At 73.3% G+C, this 15772-nt stretch carries 13 protein-coding genes; 5 read left to right on the top strand and 8 right to left on the bottom strand.

Annotated elements, in window-relative coordinates; genetic code table 11:
* Positions 1–25: 25 nt before the first annotated feature.
* Complete coding sequence (locus ACIB24_RS19745; protein ID WP_398283882.1) at positions 26–904, top strand: SH3 domain-containing protein; 879 nt, start codon at positions 26–28, stop codon at positions 902–904.
* A 23-nt stretch (positions 905–927) separates the two neighbouring features.
* On the opposite strand, the gene ACIB24_RS19740 is transcribed toward ACIB24_RS19745, so the two are convergent.
* Positions 928–2028 (bottom strand): hypothetical protein, encoded by a 1101-nt coding sequence (locus ACIB24_RS19740; protein ID WP_398283880.1) that lies wholly within the window; start codon positions 2026–2028, stop codon positions 928–930.
* Between the two features lie 125 nt (positions 2029–2153).
* Between ACIB24_RS19740 and ACIB24_RS19735 the strand changes: the two genes are divergently transcribed.
* The 4 genes from ACIB24_RS19735 to ACIB24_RS19720 are packed head-to-tail and all read left to right on the top strand — an operon-like array spanning position 2154 to position 6229.
* The gene (locus tag ACIB24_RS19735) at positions 2154–2429 is read left to right on the top strand and encodes a DUF4242 domain-containing protein (protein ID WP_398283878.1); all 276 of its coding nucleotides are present in this window, start codon (positions 2154–2156) and stop codon (positions 2427–2429) included.
* Positions 2430–2471: 42 nt separating this feature from the next.
* A complete protein-coding gene (locus ACIB24_RS19730; protein WP_398283876.1) occupies positions 2472–4268 on the top strand; it encodes an AfsR/SARP family transcriptional regulator in 1797 nt (598 codons plus the stop codon).
* Between the two features lie 18 nt (positions 4269–4286).
* Positions 4287–4826, top strand: coding sequence for a hypothetical protein (locus ACIB24_RS19725; protein ID WP_398283874.1), 540 nt, complete (start codon positions 4287–4289; stop codon positions 4824–4826).
* Between the two features lie 23 nt (positions 4827–4849).
* Complete coding sequence (locus ACIB24_RS19720; RefSeq protein ID WP_398283872.1) at positions 4850–6229, top strand: sensor histidine kinase; 1380 nt, start codon at positions 4850–4852, stop codon at positions 6227–6229.
* 5 nt (positions 6230–6234) lie between these two features.
* Here ACIB24_RS19720 and ACIB24_RS19715 read toward each other — a convergent pair whose 3' ends face one another.
* The 7 genes from ACIB24_RS19715 to ACIB24_RS19685 all read right to left on the bottom strand — a co-directional run bounded on the left by ACIB24_RS19715 (position 6235) and on the right by ACIB24_RS19685 (position 15674).
* A complete protein-coding gene (locus ACIB24_RS19715; RefSeq protein ID WP_398283870.1) occupies positions 6235–6900 on the bottom strand; it encodes a helix-turn-helix domain-containing protein in 666 nt (221 codons plus the stop codon).
* Between the two features lie 5 nt (positions 6901–6905).
* Entirely contained in the window at positions 6906–8051 is a 1146-nt protein-coding gene (locus tag ACIB24_RS19710) for an FAD-dependent oxidoreductase (protein WP_398283868.1), read from the bottom strand.
* Complete coding sequence (locus tag ACIB24_RS19705) at positions 8048–9376, bottom strand: FMN-binding glutamate synthase family protein (RefSeq protein WP_398283866.1); 1329 nt, start codon at positions 9374–9376, stop codon at positions 8048–8050. Before ACIB24_RS19705 ends, ACIB24_RS19710 begins: the two co-directional genes overlap by 4 nt.
* A gap of 15 nt (positions 9377–9391) precedes the next feature.
* Positions 9392–10072, bottom strand: a complete 681-nt coding sequence (locus ACIB24_RS19700) for a protein glxC (protein WP_398283864.1) — start codon at positions 10070–10072, stop codon at positions 9392–9394.
* Positions 10060–10953 carry a glutamine amidotransferase gene (locus tag ACIB24_RS19695; protein ID WP_398283862.1) on the bottom strand — a complete coding sequence of 298 codons (894 nt, stop codon included), beginning with the start codon at positions 10951–10953 and terminating at the stop codon, positions 10060–10062. Before ACIB24_RS19695 ends, ACIB24_RS19700 begins: the two co-directional genes overlap by 13 nt.
* Before the next feature lie 294 nt (positions 10954–11247).
* The gene (gene glnT / locus ACIB24_RS19690; RefSeq protein WP_398283860.1) at positions 11248–12585 is read right to left on the bottom strand and encodes a type III glutamate--ammonia ligase; all 1338 of its coding nucleotides are present in this window, start codon (positions 12583–12585) and stop codon (positions 11248–11250) included.
* Positions 12586–12653: 68 nt separating this feature from the next.
* On the bottom strand, positions 12654–15674 hold the full coding sequence (locus ACIB24_RS19685) for an IPT/TIG domain-containing protein (RefSeq protein WP_398283858.1): 3021 nt from the start codon (positions 15672–15674) through the stop codon (positions 12654–12656).
* Positions 15675–15772 lie beyond the last annotated feature (98 nt).

Below are 15772 nucleotides of genomic sequence, written 5' to 3'. Positions count from 1 at the left end.
CGCCTTCAATCGGGAGTAGGAGTCCTTGGCCAGCGGCCGTCACCGCGAGGAGACCACCGAAGCACGCCTGTCCGGTCTGCCCCGCCTGCTCGGGTCGCTCCGGCGGGTGCCGTGGCCGGTCGCGGCGATCGCAGGGCTTTCGGTCCTGCTCGTCGCCCTGGGGGTCGCGGTCTGGCCCGGAGGTGGGGCCGAGCCGCAGGCGGTCCCCGGTCCCCAGTCGAGTGTGCTCGCCGACTCGGCCGCCCTGCGGGACAGGGCGGCGGAGCGGGTCAACCGCAGCCAGGACCGCACGCCGCTGCCCACGCCGGCCCTTCCGGCCGTCAAGCGCAAGCTCTGGGTGACGACCGCCGTCAACGTGCGCTACGGGCCGTCGGCCGGCACGAAGCGGTTCGAGCTCCTGAAGGCGCTCCAGCGGGTCGGCGTCACAGGCACCACCAGCGACGGGTGGACCGAGGTGGTCGTCGACGAGCAGGTCGGATGGGTCAAGTCCGGCTACCTGTCGAAGAAGAAGCCGAAGCCCGAACCGACCTCGACGGGGGTCTCCGGGGCCTCCTGCCCGATCAGCCCGGACGTCGAGACCCACCTGACGGCCAACGCGCGGGCCGTCTACCGCGCGGTGTGCGCCGCCTACGGCGACTCCGTGTCGTCCTTCGGCGGCTACCGGGCCGGGGACTCGGGCGACCACGGCAGCGGCCGGGCCGTCGACATCATGGTCTCGGGGGAGCCCGGCCGGACGATCGCGCGCTACGTCCAGGCCCACGCCGGGCAGCTGCACGTCAGCTACGTCATCTACCAGCAGAAGATCTGGATGGCGGGCCACGCGACCGGCGACTGGGAGCCGATGGAGGACCGGGGCAGCGCCACGGCGAACCACTACGACCACGTCCACGTGAGCGTCGAATAGCCGTACGGAAGGCGCCGAGGAATTCAGACCAGGCCGAAGTCGGCCAGGCTGACCAGCAGGTCGTCGTCCAGCCGGACGCCGCCGCTCGCCTCGAGCGCGGCCTGCACCTCCTCGAGCGGGCGGCCGTCGAGTGCGCGCAACGACGACTGCAGCTCCGCGGGCAGCACGAGCGGGTCGAAGGGGGAGTAGCCGATCAGGCGCAGCACGTCGACCGTGGCCTCGCTCCCGATTCCCGGTGCGAAGGTGGGGTTCTGGGGCACGTCGACGGCTTCGACCTCCGCCGAGCGGGCCTGGACGGCCTCGACCAGCCGGCGCACGCCGTCCATCCACGACGCGAGCTCGGCGTCGTCCATCCCGTCCACGCTGTCGGCGCAGCGCAGGTACCACTCCTCCTCGCGCCCGGCCCAGCCGCCCCACATCCGCTCGTACCAGCCCGGTTCCTCGTCCGGGAGGGACGCCGGACGCGGCTGCGGCACGGGGGTTTCCGCCTGGGCCGCGGCGATGGTCGCGCGCACCTGCGCTCGGTGGCCGAGGACGTCGTCCACCTGCTCCTGCGGCAGCCGGTCGTCCTCCACCAGACAGCGGTAGGCGACCCGTTCCTCCGCCGCGATCAGCAGGTCGCGCACGGCGTGCCAGAACCGCTGCCCGACGGCGCCGCGCTCGTGCTTGCAGAACCACGTCGAGCAGACCGCGTTGCGGGTCGCCCAGATCGCACAGCCCTGCGTCTCCGCCACGAAGTGCGGGCACCGGACGACGGCCGCCCGGCCGAAATGGGCCTGGGCGCCGACCATGTGCAGCACGTCCGCGTGGCTCAGACCCACACCCAGCGGCGTCACCCCCGTCCGCCGGGCGATGCGGGCGCGGACCGAGTCGGCCCCGGGCCCGCGCAACGAGCGCCCGGCCAGGAAGTTGGCCAGATGTGGGACGTAACTGCAGCACTTGATGGTCGGCGAGAACGTGACCCGGCTGCCCGACCGTTCGACGCCCGCACACATGACGCAGTCCCCGCACGTCGCCTTGGGCTCCGACGCGGGGTGGCTGATGCCGGTGAGCGCCCGCAGCCACTCGTCGTGCAGGGGCGGCAGGGCCCCCTGAGGAGTGGCCGCGACCTGTGCGTCGGCCATGAACCCGACCCTACGTCCGCCCGGCCGCGCGATCGGTCAACCGCTCCGTCAAACGTTCGGCCGGAAATCTCGACCCCGACAGAGCGGTTCATCGCCGGAAACATCGCAAGCAACAGGAGAGAATCATGCCGAAGTACGTGATCGAGCGGGAGATTCCGGGTCTGGGCGGTTCGTCCGCGCAGGACCTCCAGGACGTGGCGCAGAAGTCCAACGCGGTGCTGGGCGAGCTGGGCGGTTCCGTCCAGTGGGTCCACAGCTACGTCACCGACGACAAGATGTACTGCGTGTACGTGGCGGGCGACGCCGACCAGGTCCGAGAGCACGCCCGGCGCGGCGGGTTCCCCGCCGACTCGGTGGTGGCCGTGCGCGCGGTGGTGGACCCGACCACGGCCGAGGGCTGACCGGTCGTGAACGCGTCCGGACGAGACGGAGGTGCGACGACGGTGCTCCAGATCCATCTCCTCGGTGCCCCCCGCGTCGTCCGGGCCGGTGCGGCGGTGCAGGCCCCACGCGGGAACAAGGTGTGGGGCCTGCTCGCCTACCTGCTGCTGCGCGGAGCCCCCGCGGGCCGGTCGCAGCTGGCCGAGCTGCTGTTCGCGGAGGCCGACGACCCGCTGGCGGCCCTGCGCTGGAACCTGACCCAGTTGCGCCGCCTCGTCGACCACCCGAAGGGCTTCCGGGGCGACCCGCTCGAACCCGACTGGCCGGCCGGGCTCGAGCCGCGGGTCGACGTCCTCGACCTGACCGCCGACGATCCGAACGTCGGGTCGGATCTGTTGGCGGGTATGGCCTTTCCCGACAGTCCCGGGTTCGAGATCTGGCTCGAGGCGCAGCGCCGGCAGGTCCGGGGAACGGTCGAGTCGCTGCTGCACGAGACGGCGATCTCGCAACTGGCGCGCGGGTCGGCCCGGGAGGCCTCGGACGTCGCGGCCCGGCTGGTCGGGCTGAACCCGCTGGAGGAGAACTTCCAGACGCTGCTGGTCCGCACGCTCGCGATGGCCGGCCTGCCCGTGGCGGCGCAGCGGGCGGCCGAGGCGTGCCGGGAACTGTTCGCCCGCGAGCTCGGGGTCCAGCCCGGGGCCCAGCTGACGGCGGCGTTGCGGGCGGGGCCGACCGCGGCCCGGCCCGTGGCGACCGGAGCGGTGGCCGTGGAGGCCCAGTTGCTGGCCGGGGAGGCGGCCGTCGGGGCCGGGGCGACGGCCGCCGGGCTCGAGGTGCTGGCCCGCGCGGTGGCCGAGGCGCGGGGGCTGGACGACGGCCCGCTGCTGGCCCGCTGCCTGGTCGCCTCCGGCACGGCGCTGGTGCACGCGGCCCGCGGGTCGGACGAGGAGGGGGCGTACGACCTGCACGCAGCCCTCGCCGTCCCCGGTGCGAGCCCGGACGTGGTGGCCCAGGCCCACACGGAACTCGGGTACGTCGAATTCCTGCGCGGGGGCTACGAACTCGCGCAGAAGCACCTGCTGGCGGCCGAGTCCCACGGCGCCCCGAGGCCCGACACCCGGGCCATGATCGAGACCGTGCGCGGTGCGGCCCTGAGCGACCAGGGCTTCTACGACGCGGCGCTGTACCCGTTGCGGGCCGCACTCGACGTGTCGGCGCCGGGGCCGGCCGGAGAACGGCGCCGGGCCTACGCGTTGTCGATGATCGGGCGGGTACACCTGCTGCGGGGCGACTACGACGAGGCGGCCACGGCGCTCGACGAGTCGACGGCCCGGTCACAGGCCTGCGGCTGGACGACCTTCGTCCCGTGGCCCGAGTCGCTGCGGGCCGACGTCGACCTCGCCGCCGGTGACCTGAGCGCGGCCGCCGACCGGCTGGAGAGGTCGTTCGCGCTGGGCTGCCAGATCGGCGACCCGTGCTGGGAGGGGATGGCCGCCCGGGGCCTGGGGGTGCTCGCGGCCGCCCGGGGTGACGGCCCGGGCGCGGTGGCGATCCTGCTCGACGGTCTCGTGCGCGCCCGGCGGCTGCCCGACGCCTACGTCTGGGCGCAGGCCCACGTCCTCGACGCGTTGGCGGGGGTCGGCGTGACCTACGAGCGACCCGAGGCCGGGGCGTGGGTGGCCGACCTGGCCCGTACCGCCGACCGGGCCGGGATGCGCGAGTTCGGGGCCCGCGCCGCCGTGCACCGGTACCGGCTCGGGGACGACGGGGCGCTGGCCGCCGCGCGGGCCCTGGCCGCACCGCTGCGTAGCCCGCTGCTGGACGAAGATCTCGTTTCCGTGGCAGACGTCGTGAGATGAGTTAACGTCCTGATCATCATGGGGATTGATCAACGCAAGGTCTGGCTGCTGGGCATCTCCGGGGCCGTCGTCATTCTGCTCGTCGTGGGGCTCGGGGCCTGGGCCTTCGCGCGGGGGGACGGCGAGGCGACATCGGCGGCATCGGCGACATCGGCGGCGTCCGGCCCCGAGATCCTCCTGAGCGCGCAGGGCCTGGCCGAGCGGTCGGTCGCCGTGACGTTGCAGGTCTCGGCCCGCGACCTGCCCGCCGGCGGCGAAGTGCGGGCGGTGCTGCGCGGCATCGAGGTGCCCGACGACTACGACGAGTCCGACGACACCACGGATGACGGGCCGGTCGACGACTCGACCTGCCTGCGGGCCGCCGAGTCCGACCAGCAGTTCGATGTGGTGGGTGAGGCGCTACGGAGCGTAGGTGCCGATGGGGCCACGGTTCTCCAGACCGTCGCCCAGGTCTCCGCGGACCAGTACCGGGCGGTCTGCGCCTACGTGACCGTCCCGGACGGGAACCGCACGCGCACGGTCCGGAAGTTCGTCCGGGTCCCGGGATCCGTCTATTAGCGCCTCGTGGGCACAATGACCCGGTGATCGACCGCGAACTGCTGCGCCCACTGGAAATCCTGCAGGGGCTCACCGACGCCCAGCTGACCGAGCTCGCGGCGGCCGGCGAGGCCGTGCCGATCGTCGCGGGCGAGCAGCTGTGGACGCAGGGGGACCCGGCCGACCACTGGTACCTGGTCGTGACGGGTTCGATCGAGCTCGTGCGGCGCAACGGTCGCGAGACCGAGGTCTTCGGGCGGATGGAGTCCGGACGCTGGGCCGGCGGCTTCCGCGCCTGGGACGAGCGCGGGGTGTACCTCGCCACCGGCCGCGGCGGCGAGCCGGGCGTGGCGCTGCGGGTGGCGTCGCCGGACCTGCGCCGGCTGACCGACACCTGGTCGCCGCTGTCCGGGCACATCGTGCAGGGCCTGTTCGGGTTCGCCCGGACCGTCGAGGCCAACGCCCGGCAGGCGGAGTCCCTGCTGGCCCTGGGCACGCTGGCCGCGGGGCTGGCGCACGAGATCAACAACCCGGCCGCGGCGGCGACGCGGGCCGTGGCCGACCTCGACGCGACCCTCGCGACGATCAGCAGCTCGCTCCGCTCGTTGGCCGAGAAGGGCCTTCCGGCAGCGTCCTTCGCGAGTCTGGACGGGTTGCGGCAGTCGCTGGCCCCGGCATCGCTCAGCCCGCTGGCGCTCGCCGACCGGGAGGACGAGCTGTCGGACTGGCTCGACGACCGGGGCGTCGACGACGCCTGGACCCTCGCGCCGGCCCTGGCCGGGGCCGGGGCCGACGTCGCCTGGCTCGACCGGGTGGCAGAGGTGCTGGACGACGCCACGTTGGGCCCGGCGCTGCAGTGGGTGTCTGCGACGCTGAGCGCCTCGTCGCTGCTGGCCGACGTCCGGGAGTCGACCACCCGGATCTCGAAGCTCATCGGCGCGGTGCGTTCCTACACGCAGATGGACCGCGCGTCCGTGCAGCTCGTCGACCTGACGGAGGGGCTGGAGAGCACGCTGGCCATGCTCACCTCCCAGTTGGTGGGCGTCGACGTGGTCCGGGACTTCGGTGCCGACGTGCCGCGCGTCGAGGCGTACGCGGGTGAGCTGAACCAGGTCTGGACGAACCTGATCGACAACGCCGTGGACGCCATGACGGGTGCGGGGACGCTGCGGCTCGCGACGCGCTCGGCGGGCGACGACGTGGTGGTCGAGATCGGCGACACCGGGCCCGGCATGACGTCGTCCGTGGCCCAGCGTGCGTTCGACCCGTTCTTCACGACGAAGCCCGTCGGGCAGGGCGCCGGGCTGGGGCTGGATGTGGCACGGCGCATCGTCGTCGAGCGGCACGGTGGGACGATCGAGATCGAGCGTCGGGTCGACGAGACCGTGCTCGTGGTCACGCTGCCGGTGCGGCCCGGGTCCTGAGTGCCTCAGGGGGTGCTGTCGGGGAAGGCGATCACCGACAGGAACCGCACCGGCCGGGCGGGCAGGCTCGGCAGCTCGACCGGCCCGTGCGGGCCCTCGCCGTCGAACTGCAACGAGTCGCCGGGCGCCAGGTGGTAGACGGAATCGCCGTGCCCGTAAGCCATCTCGCCCTCCAAGAGGTGGATGAACTCGGTGCCCGGGTGCTGGAACATCGGGTAGCTCTGACTGTCCTCGGTGAGGGTGACCATCAGCGACTCCAGCCGCTTGTGCTGGCCGCGTAGCGCGCCGAGCAGTTCGTACTCGTGGCCGTCGTGGATGCCGGCGCGGGCGATCCGCGGGCCCGATCCGGCGGGCGTGTAGACGGCCGCCCGTTCCTCGTCGGCGCCCCGCAGCAACGCCGTCACCGGGACGTCGAGGCCCAGCGCCAGACGGTGCAAGGTCGCGAGACTGCACGACGTCTGGGCGTTCTCGATCTTCGACAGCATGGCCTTCGAGATGCCCACCCGGTCGGCCATCTCGGCCACGGACAGGCCGGAGCGCAGCCGCGCGGTGCGGGCGTTCTGGGCGATGGCCTGTTCGAGCGCCCGCGAACCGAGCGGTTCCGAGCGGTCCCGGTCGCGCGCGATGCCCAGGGTGTTGCGGATCAGGCGACCGGTGTCCGAACCGTCCATGGGTCCTAGCCCGCCAGGGCCGAGCCGGTCCGGAACCGGGCGGGGATGTCGTGCCCCGTCGCCACGTCCGCCGCGACCCGCCCGATCAGCGGGGCGAACTTCGCCCCGTGCCCGCTGCAGGCCGACACGACGGTGATGCCGCCCGCGCAGTCGATCACGAAGTCCTCGGTCGGGGTGACCGTCCAGACGCAGGACGACTCGCCGTACGGCCGCGGCGACAGTCCGGGCAGGTACCTCTCGACGTACTCGGTCACCCGGCGACGGTTCGCGCTGGAGACGCGGCGGTCGCCGGCACTCGCGTCCCGGATCAGTCTCCCGGCGCCGTACTCCGCCACCTTCTGCCCGATGTGCCCCGCGTCCGTGCCGCCGGGCAGGGCGTAGACCTGCATCGCGTCGCTCTTGTGGATGATCGTGGGCCAGGTCCGCTCTGCGAACCCGTCCCGGTACGGGAAGTGGAACGTCTGTTCCTGGTGGACGGCGAAGGGCGGCAGGGCCCGCCGGAACCCTTCCGGCAGAGGCAGGTTCGGCAGCAGGGACGGCAACCAGCCGCCGGCCGCGACCACCACGCGATCGGCGTCCAGCACCCGCCCGTCCTCGGCGACCAGCTCGTACCGGCCCCCGAACTCGGTGACCCGGGCGACGGGCCAGTCGGTCCACAGCTGCGCACCGGCCTCCAGCGCGAGGCGGGCCATCGCGGCGACCGACTCGGCGGCGTCCAGCACCCCGGCCCCCTCGTGCCAGAGCACGTCGGTGTCGAACCCGATCTGCGGCCACCGTTCCCGCGCCGCGCGCGCGGGGAGCACCTCGTGCCGGACACCGACCTCGGCCAGCACCTCGGCCAGCCGCGGGACGTCGCGCACCACCCCGAAGTCGACGGCGTCGGTGCGGGTGATCAGCGCGGTCTGAGCCTCGGACTCCAGGTCGTCCCAGTCGCGCCGGGCCTGCCCGACCAGACCCGCGTAGAAGGGGTCGGGGTAGGCGTGCCGGAAGATCCGCGCCGAACCGTGCGAGCTGCCTCCGTCGTGCGCGGGGGTGGCCCGTTCGATCAGCGTGACCCGGTGCCCACGGCGGGCCAGCTGCCAGGCGGCCGCGGCGCCGATCAGGCCGGCCCCGATCACGGCGATCGTGCCGGACTCGGTGTAGACGCTCATGCGCCCACCCCGGGAATCCAGTCGGTACCGGCCAGCGGGACCCGGGCCATCGCGGCCGCCTCGATCGTGACGGCCACCAGGTCCTCCGGTTCCAGGTGCTGCAGATGGGCCTTACCGCAGGCGCGGGCGATGGTCTGCGCCTCCAGGGTCAGGACCCGCAGGTAGTTGGCCAGTCGTCGGCCCGCGAGCAGCGGGTCGAGCCGGGCCCCGAGTTCCGGGTCCTGGGTGGAGATCCCGGCCGGGTCGCGGCCGTCCTGGAAGTCGTCGTAGAAACCGGCGCGCGAGCCGATCGCCGCGTACTCCGCGTCGTGGCGGGGATCGTTGTCGCCCAGCGCGATGAGCGCGGCCGTGCCGATCGCCACGGCGTCGGCGCCCAGGGCCATCGCCTTCGCGACGTCGGCGCCGGTGCGGATGCCGCCCGAGACGATCAGCTGGACGCCGTCCGCGCGTCGGTGCACCCCGAGTTCCTGGAGCGCCTGCACGGCCTGGGGCACCGCGGCGAGCGTCGGGACGCCCACGTGCTCGATGAAGACCTCTTGGGTGGCGGCCGTCCCGCCCTGCATGCCGTCGACCACCACCACGTCGGCCCCGGCGTGCACCGCGAGCTTCACGTCGTAGTAGGTGCGGCTGGCCCCCACCTTCACGTAGACCGGCTTCTCCCAGTCGGTGATCTCGCGCAGCTCGGCGATCTTGATGGTCAGGTCGTCGGGGCCGGTCCAGTCCGGGTGCCGGCAGGCGCTGCGCTGGTCGATGCCGGGCGGCAACGTGCGCATCTGCGCGACCCGGTCGGAGATCTTCTGGCCCAGCAGCATGCCCCCACCGCCGGGTTTGGCCCCCTGCCCGAGCACAACCTCGATCGCGTCGGCCTTGCGCAGGTCGTCGGGGTTCATCCCGTACCGGGACGGGAGATACTGGTAGACCAGGTGTTTCGACTGATCACGCTCCTCCGGGGTCATCCCGCCGTCGCCCGTGGTGGTCGACGTCCCGGCCTCGCTCGCCCCCCGGCCCAGGGCCTCCTTGGCCTGCGCGCTCAGGGCGCCGAAGGACATCCCGGCGATGGTGACCGGGATGTCCAGGTGCAGGGGGTGTCGCGCGTTGCGGGCGCCGAGGACGACGTCGGTGTCGCACCGCTCCCGGTACCCCTCGAGCGGGTACCGGCTCATGCTCGCCCCGAGGAACAACAGGTCGTCGAAGTGGGGGAGGGCGCGCTTGGCCCCCCAGCCCCGGATGTCGTAGACACCCGTGGCCGCCGCGCGCTGGATGCCGGCGATCGTCGCGCGGTCGAACGTGGCCGACTCGCGCAGACCCCAACTCTCGTCAGCCATCTCGTCCCTGTGTCCCTAGTACGCGTTGTCGGGGTGGAAGTGGTAGAGCCGCCGGGCCGAGCCGTAGCGCGTGTACTCACCCGGGTCGTCGTCGTAGCCGGCGGCCTTCAGCAGCTGGGCGAGCTCGTGGCGGTGCTCGCCGCGCAGCTCCTTGGCCACGCAGTCGGTGCCCAGCGAGGCCACCGTGCCGCGCACGTACAGCCGGGCCTCGTAGATGCTGTCGCCCAGCGCGTCGCCTGCGTCGCCGCGGACCACGAGCGTCCCGGCCTGAGCCATGAACGCGCTCATGTGCCCGACCGAACCGCCCACCACGATGTCGACGCCCTTCATCGAGATGCCGCACCGGGCGGCCGCGTCGCCCTCGACGACGAGCAGCCCGCCGTGCGCCGTCGCCCCCGCCGACTGGGAGGCGTTGCCGCGTACCCGGACCGAGCCGCTCATCATGTTCTCGGCCACCCCGACCCCGGCGTTGCCGTCGATCACGACCTCGGCCTGCTGGTTCATGCCGGCCGCGTAGTAGCCGACGTGGCCCGCGACCGTCACCCGGACCGGCGCGTCCAGGCCGACCGCGACGCTGTGGGCACCGGCCGGGTGGAGCACCCGGACCCGCGTGCCGGGGGCCAGATCAGGAGCGTGCAGGGCCGAGTTGAGCTCCCGGAGAGGGGTCTCCGCCAGGTCGAAGGTCAGTGCGTCCATGCGTACACCCGCTCCGGGTCGGGTTCGTAGATGCGTGCGCCCTCGATGCCGGGCAGCCCGACCAGGGCGCGGTACTCGGAGCCCATCGCCACCCAGGCGTCGGTCTCGGCGATCACCGCGGGCTTGCAGGCGATGGCGTCGCGGACCACGGCGAACGAGTCGCGGTCGGCCACCAGCAGCGTGTAGAACCCGTCGAACCGCGCGCACAACTCCTTCAGCGCCGTCTCGACGTCCAGCCCGTCGGCCAGGCACTGCGCCACGAACCGGGCCCCCACCTCGGTGTCGTTCTCGGAGTCGAACTCCACCCCCCGGGCCCGCAGCTCGCGCCGGATCGTCGCGTGGTTGGCGAACGACCCGTTGTGCACCATGCACTGGTCGGGGCCGACCGCGTACGGGTGGCTGCCCTCGGGGACGACCGCCGACTCGGTGGCCATCCGGGTGTGCCCGACGCCCTGCCGACCCTGGGCGCCCGCCAGGCCCCAGCCGGCGGCCAGGTCGGCGGGGCGGCCGATGCCCTTGAGGACGGCGACGTCCTCGCCGAAGCCGATCAGCAACGCCTCCGGGGCCACGGCGTGGACGGCGGCCCGCAGGGTGGCCGGGTCGATGGCCGCGCGGATGAGGGTAGTGCCCCCGACGTGGAGAACGCTTGGCTCGCAACCTGTCTCGGCGACGATCGCCGCCTGGAGCTCGTCCGGGCCCCGCTGGGTGAGGACCGAGACGCACGAGGTGCCCGGCGGCGTCCAGACCGGGTCCCCGTACACGGCGACGCCCGCGGCGTCGGGCCCGCGCTCGCCCAGCGCGGTGAGCATCCCGGACAACAGGGCGCCGAGCTGCGGGTGCAGGTCGGGGTCGCGCAGGTGCAGGCCCACGATCCCGCACATGCCCCTCGCACCTCCGCTCACCACTGTTGAGAAACCCGGCTCCTGGCGTGAACCTCAGTTCACCAGCAGTGGATGGCAGGGGTGTTTCGAGCGCGTCAGAGTCCCGTGACCATTGTCTTTGAGCCGCGTCGGGTCATCCGGTGATCTGCGGTCAGGCGCTCGCGACCCGGGCCGCCGAGTGTGACGCTCGTGCACCGTTCGAGCGGGATATCGCCCGAATCACGCGCACCAGCGCCACACTCGACGCGAAATCGGCTGTGACCGCCGGACGCCTGCTCTGACGGTCTGGTGCGCTCAGAAGGCCGTGAGGTATCGCTCGATCTCCCACTCGCCGACCGCGCCGTGCCAGGCGAAGAACTCCTCGCGCTTGAGGTCGGCGAAGTACTCGGCCACCCCCGGGCCGGCGGCGTTCAGCGCGCCGGTGAGGACGTCGTCCCGCTCGAACGCCTCGACGGCGTGCAGCAGTGTCCGTGGCAGCGGCGGTCGCTCACCCGCCTTGCCCGGGTCACCCGGGTCGAGGCCGCGGCCGATGCCGTCGAGCCCCGCCGCCAGGGCCCCGGCGATCGCCAGGTACGGGTTGGCCGAACCGTCGCCGCCGCGCAGCTCGACCCGCTGGTCGTCCGGGACGCGCACGTAGTGGGTGCGGTCGTTGCCGCCGTAGGTGGGCACCTTCGGCGACCAGGAGGCGCCCGAACTCGTGGAGGTCGCGTTGGTCCGCTTGTACGAGTTGACCGTCGGGGCGGCCACGGCCTGCAGGGCGCTCGCGTGCTCGAGCACCCCGGCGACGAACGAGTAGGCGAGCGCTGAGAGCCCGAGGCCTCTGGGATCCGCCGGCCCGTCGTCCGGGCCCGGGAAACCCGCCACACCGTCCCGCCACAACGACATGTGCAGGTGCAGGCCGTTGCCGGTGCGGTCGGCGAACGGCTTGGGCATGAACGTCGCCGTCATGCCGCGCTGCTCGGCGAGCATGGAGATCAGGTACCGCGCGCTGATCACGCGATCGGCGGTGGTCAGCGCGTCGGCGTACTCGAAGTTCTGCTCGAACTGCCCGTTGCCGTCCTCGTGGTCGTTGGCGTAGTTGCCCCAGCCGAGCGCGTTCATGCCGGTCGACACGGCGGCGAGGTGGTCGAACATGCGGGTCAGGCCGCGGGCGTCGTAGCAGGGGCGGGCGGCGACGTCGGCGGGGTCGGCCGGCTGCGGGCGCCCGCCCGCGTCGCGCGTGACCAGGAAGTACTCGACCTCGGCGCCCACGTTGAGCGAAAGCCCTTGCGCCGCAGCCCGGGCCAGCAGCGCCCGGAGGATGACCCGCGGCGCGAACGGCCACGGGACGCCGTCGACGTGCGGGTCGCAGTGCACGAGGGCGAGCCCGTCCTTGATGAACGGGATCGGCGTGAACGAGGCCGGGTCGGGGATGGCCATCAGGTCCGGGTCGCTGGGCTGCTGGCCGATCGCGCCGACCGCGTAGCCGGCGAAACCGACGCCCTCGGTGGCGAGCGCATCGACCGCCGAGACCGGCACCAGCTTGGCGCACGGCTTACCCGCCAGGTCGACGAAAAGGGCCAGGATGAATGACGTTCCGGCCGCCTCGGCCCGTTCCCGGAGGCTCCCACCCGATCCACTGGCCACAGTCATGAACCGAAGTCCACCACCAGTGGATTCCCACGGTGTTCCTGCCGTGTTACCGGTGCGTCGCCGCCCGGTCACGGGGCGGGGGTGTCGGCCTCCTCGGCGGCCCGGGCGTCGGCCGTGGTCGGCGCGACCCGGGCCAGCGCCGCCTTCACCGTGGCCGGGTGCGGGGCCAGCGCCCCGTCGTCCCCGGCGTCCGTGGTGCCGAGCAGCAGCGACGAACCCGGCTCCGGCGGGGGACCCGCGACCGGGGACCAGCCGGCGATGTAGCTGCCGAAGGCCGCCGTGCGGGACACCTGGTAGGTCAGGGTGCGGTGCGGGGTGATGACGTGCACCTCGTCGCCGGGCGCGACCCGGTTCAGGCCGAGCAGCGGGTCGTACCGGTCGGCCGCCCGGGCCGCGAGGGTGAGGTCACCCGTCGCGGTCCAGTGACCGGCCTCGTCGAGGTGACCGGCCTGCAGGCCGACACCCCTGGTGAAGCCGCGGTCGCCCGAGGCGGCGTCCGCCGCCACCGGATAGACCGGCCAGCGCCAGTTCTCGCCCAGGGCCGGGACCTTGAGCACGGCGACCGCCTCGGAGGCGACGAGCGGGCCGGCGCCCGTCCAGCCGCGGATCAGGCGGTCGGCGAGACGTCGGGCCCGCCACTGCCGCCACCAGCCGTCGCCGAGCCACAGCGCGGCACCCAGTGCGGCGAGAGCGGCCAGCAGGCCGATCCACCGGGTCCCGCGGCCGGTCAGCGCCGAGGTCAGCGCGTCGTCGGTGACGCCGCCGGCCTGGTCGCTGGGCGTGACCTTCGGGGTGGCCGTGGCGACGGCCGTCGCCCGGCTGGTGCCGCGGCCGGCGGGGCCGTCGTGGATGCCCCGCGACGACGCGGTGATTCCGCCGCCCGTGGCGCCCGAGCCCGCGGAACCGCCTGTGCTGCTGGTGTTCCCGCCGGTGCTGCCCGTCCCAGCCCCTGTACCGCCGTCGGTGCCGCCGTCGGTTACGGGGTCGGGTGAGCCGTCGACGCCGGTGCCGCCGTCGCCTCCCGTGCCGGTGCCTCCGGTCGGGGACGTGGTCATGCTCGGGCCGGCGGTGCTGGTCGGGCTGGGACTGGACGGCGGGCTCGTGGTGGGCGACGGGCTCGGCGGGTCGTACGTGAAGTCGCTCGCGGCGTCGGGGGTGCTCACGCCGACCCCGTTGTCCACGGTGACGTCGACGACACCGGTGCCGGGGGGCGCGACGACGGTGAGGTGCTGGTCGTCGACGGGTACGACGCCGGTCGCGGGGGTGCTGCCGAACGTCACCGTCGAGGTGTTCGAGAAGTCGGTGCCGGTGATGGTGACGGTGTCACCCACGACGCCGTGGGTCGGGCTGAGGTTGGTGACGGTCGGGGCGACGAGCGGGCCCACCAGCGCGTAGTAGTCGAAGTCGCCGACCGGCGTCTCGACCGTGCCGGGGCCGACGAGCACGACCGGCTGCGGCCCGATGCCCAGCGCCGGGGTGTCGAAGGTCAGGGACGTCGCCGACTGGGCCAGCAGCGCGCGGGTCAGGCCGCCGACCGTGACGCTCGTGACGGTGTTCAGGCCGGTGCCGTGCACGGTCACGACGTCGCCGCCCGTCGTGTACCCGAAGTGCGGGGTGTAACTGGTGACCGCCGGGTGGACGACATAGGTGAAGGTGCCCGGGGCCGTCGGCCCTCCGGCGGTGGTCACCACGACGTTCGCGGTCCCGGCGGCGTGCGCCGGCGAGGTGACCTGCAGCGTCGTGCCGTTCACGAACGTCGGGGTCACCTGGACGCCGCCGACCGTGACCGCGGCGCCGGGTGTGAACTCGGTGCCGGTGAGGGTGAGCGGGTCGCCGCCCTGGGTGGAGCCGCTGGTCGGCGAGACCGACGTCAGCGTCGGCGCGGTGAGATAGCTGAACAGGTCGGCGCCGCTGGTGGCCGACGTGCCGCCGGTGCCGGTCACGGTCGTGTGCACGTCACCCGCGACGTGGGCGGGCGTGGTGGCGGTGATCCGCGTCGGGCTGTTCACGGTGAACGCCAGCGCCGAGGTGGCGCCGAACTTCACGTCACTGACGGCGGCGAAGCCGGTGCCGGTCACGGTGACCTGCGTGCCGCCCACGAGCGGGCCGGCGGCGGGGGAGACCGACGTGACGGTGGGCACCGCCCGGTAGGTGTACTGCTGCGCGGCGGTGCCCGTACCGGTGGCGTTGGTGACGGCGACGGACACGGCCCCTGACGCATGGGCCGGAGCATCGATCCGGATGCGGGTGGTGCTGACCCGGGTCAGGTTGGTCCCGGCGACGCCGCCGAAGGTCACGCCCGTGACGCCCAACATGTTGGACCCGTCGACGGTCACGGTGGTGCCGCCCGCGGTCGGGCCGGAGGTCGGGGAGAGGGCCGAGGCGACCGGGGTGGCCGGCTTGGTGGACGCGCAGCCGACCTTGCCGACGGGGATGTTCCCCGCGTTCAGAAGCGTGATCCCGCCTACGGTGACGTGGAGCAGTTCGATCCGCAGCGCGGTGGTCGAGGTGGTGTTCAGCCCACCGGGCGTCGAGGCCAGGGAGGCGCCGGGTTGCTCGTTCAGGTGCAGGTTGGCGACGGTGACGTTGGCGCCCAGCAGACCGACGGGCAGCTGGACCGGGATCACCGTGTTGGGGGCCGGGTTCGTGGGCAGGGTGACGATGCCGGACGCGTTCGTCAGGGTCGTCGTGGCCGTGGCGGCGCCACCGGTGGTGTCGCAGACGGCGTCGACGGCGCCGACGGTCAGGATGCTGGTGTTGAGCAGGGTCAGGCCCAGGTCGTCGGCCCCGGCCGTGGCGTGCGCGGTGTCCGCCAGGTTGTCGGCGTCGACCGTGGCGTGCACGGCGCTCGTGCCGAGCAGGCCGGGCGAGTTCACGGCCGCCACGGAGCCGGTCTGGGGGCCGTTGTTCGTCGTCACCATCGAGGTGGTGATGCCGAGACCCACGATGGTCGTGTCCAGCGCCTGGGCGGTGGACTCCACGGTCCCCGTGATCGCCTCGGCCGGACCGGCCACCAGACTGAACGTTCCGAGCGTGAACAACGCACTGAACGTGTAGGCGATGGCGCGCTTGGTCCTCGGCAACGACACGAATCGACTCCCCTGGGTCCGCGGAGCCGGACCTTCAGGCGGGCCCCCGTGGCGCCGGACTTGGACGCCTGGAGGGTTTGTCGAGCGGTGACGGTGAG

The organism is Spongisporangium articulatum (genome assembly GCF_044465595.1).
GTDB lineage: Bacteria > Actinomycetota > Actinomycetes > Actinomycetales > Kineosporiaceae > Spongisporangium > Spongisporangium articulatum.
This window is presented reverse-complemented; position numbering and strand designations above follow the sequence as displayed.

Excerpts from the sequence above, each read along its gene's own strand:
- ACIB24_RS19710 (WP_398283868.1), bottom strand. The coding sequence starts at position 8,051 with ATGAGCGTCTACACCGAGTCCGGCACGATCGCCGTGATCGGGGCCGGC.
- glnT (WP_398283860.1), bottom strand. The coding sequence starts at position 12,585 with ATGACTGTGGCCAGTGGATCGGGTGGGAGCCTCCGGGAACGGGCCGAG.
- ACIB24_RS19725 (WP_398283874.1), top strand. The coding sequence starts at position 4,287 with ATGGGGATTGATCAACGCAAGGTCTGGCTGCTGGGCATCTCCGGGGCC.
- ACIB24_RS19695 (WP_398283862.1), bottom strand. The coding sequence starts at position 10,953 with ATGTGCGGGATCGTGGGCCTGCACCTGCGCGACCCCGACCTGCACCCG.
- ACIB24_RS19700 (WP_398283864.1), bottom strand. The coding sequence starts at position 10,072 with ATGGACGCACTGACCTTCGACCTGGCGGAGACCCCTCTCCGGGAGCTC.
- ACIB24_RS19740 (WP_398283880.1), bottom strand. The coding sequence starts at position 2,028 with ATGGCCGACGCACAGGTCGCGGCCACTCCTCAGGGGGCCCTGCCGCCC.
- ACIB24_RS19735 (WP_398283878.1), top strand. The coding sequence starts at position 2,154 with ATGCCGAAGTACGTGATCGAGCGGGAGATTCCGGGTCTGGGCGGTTCG.
- ACIB24_RS19705 (WP_398283866.1), bottom strand. The coding sequence starts at position 9,376 with ATGGCTGACGAGAGTTGGGGTCTGCGCGAGTCGGCCACGTTCGACCGC.
- ACIB24_RS19715 (WP_398283870.1), bottom strand. The coding sequence starts at position 6,900 with ATGGACGGTTCGGACACCGGTCGCCTGATCCGCAACACCCTGGGCATC.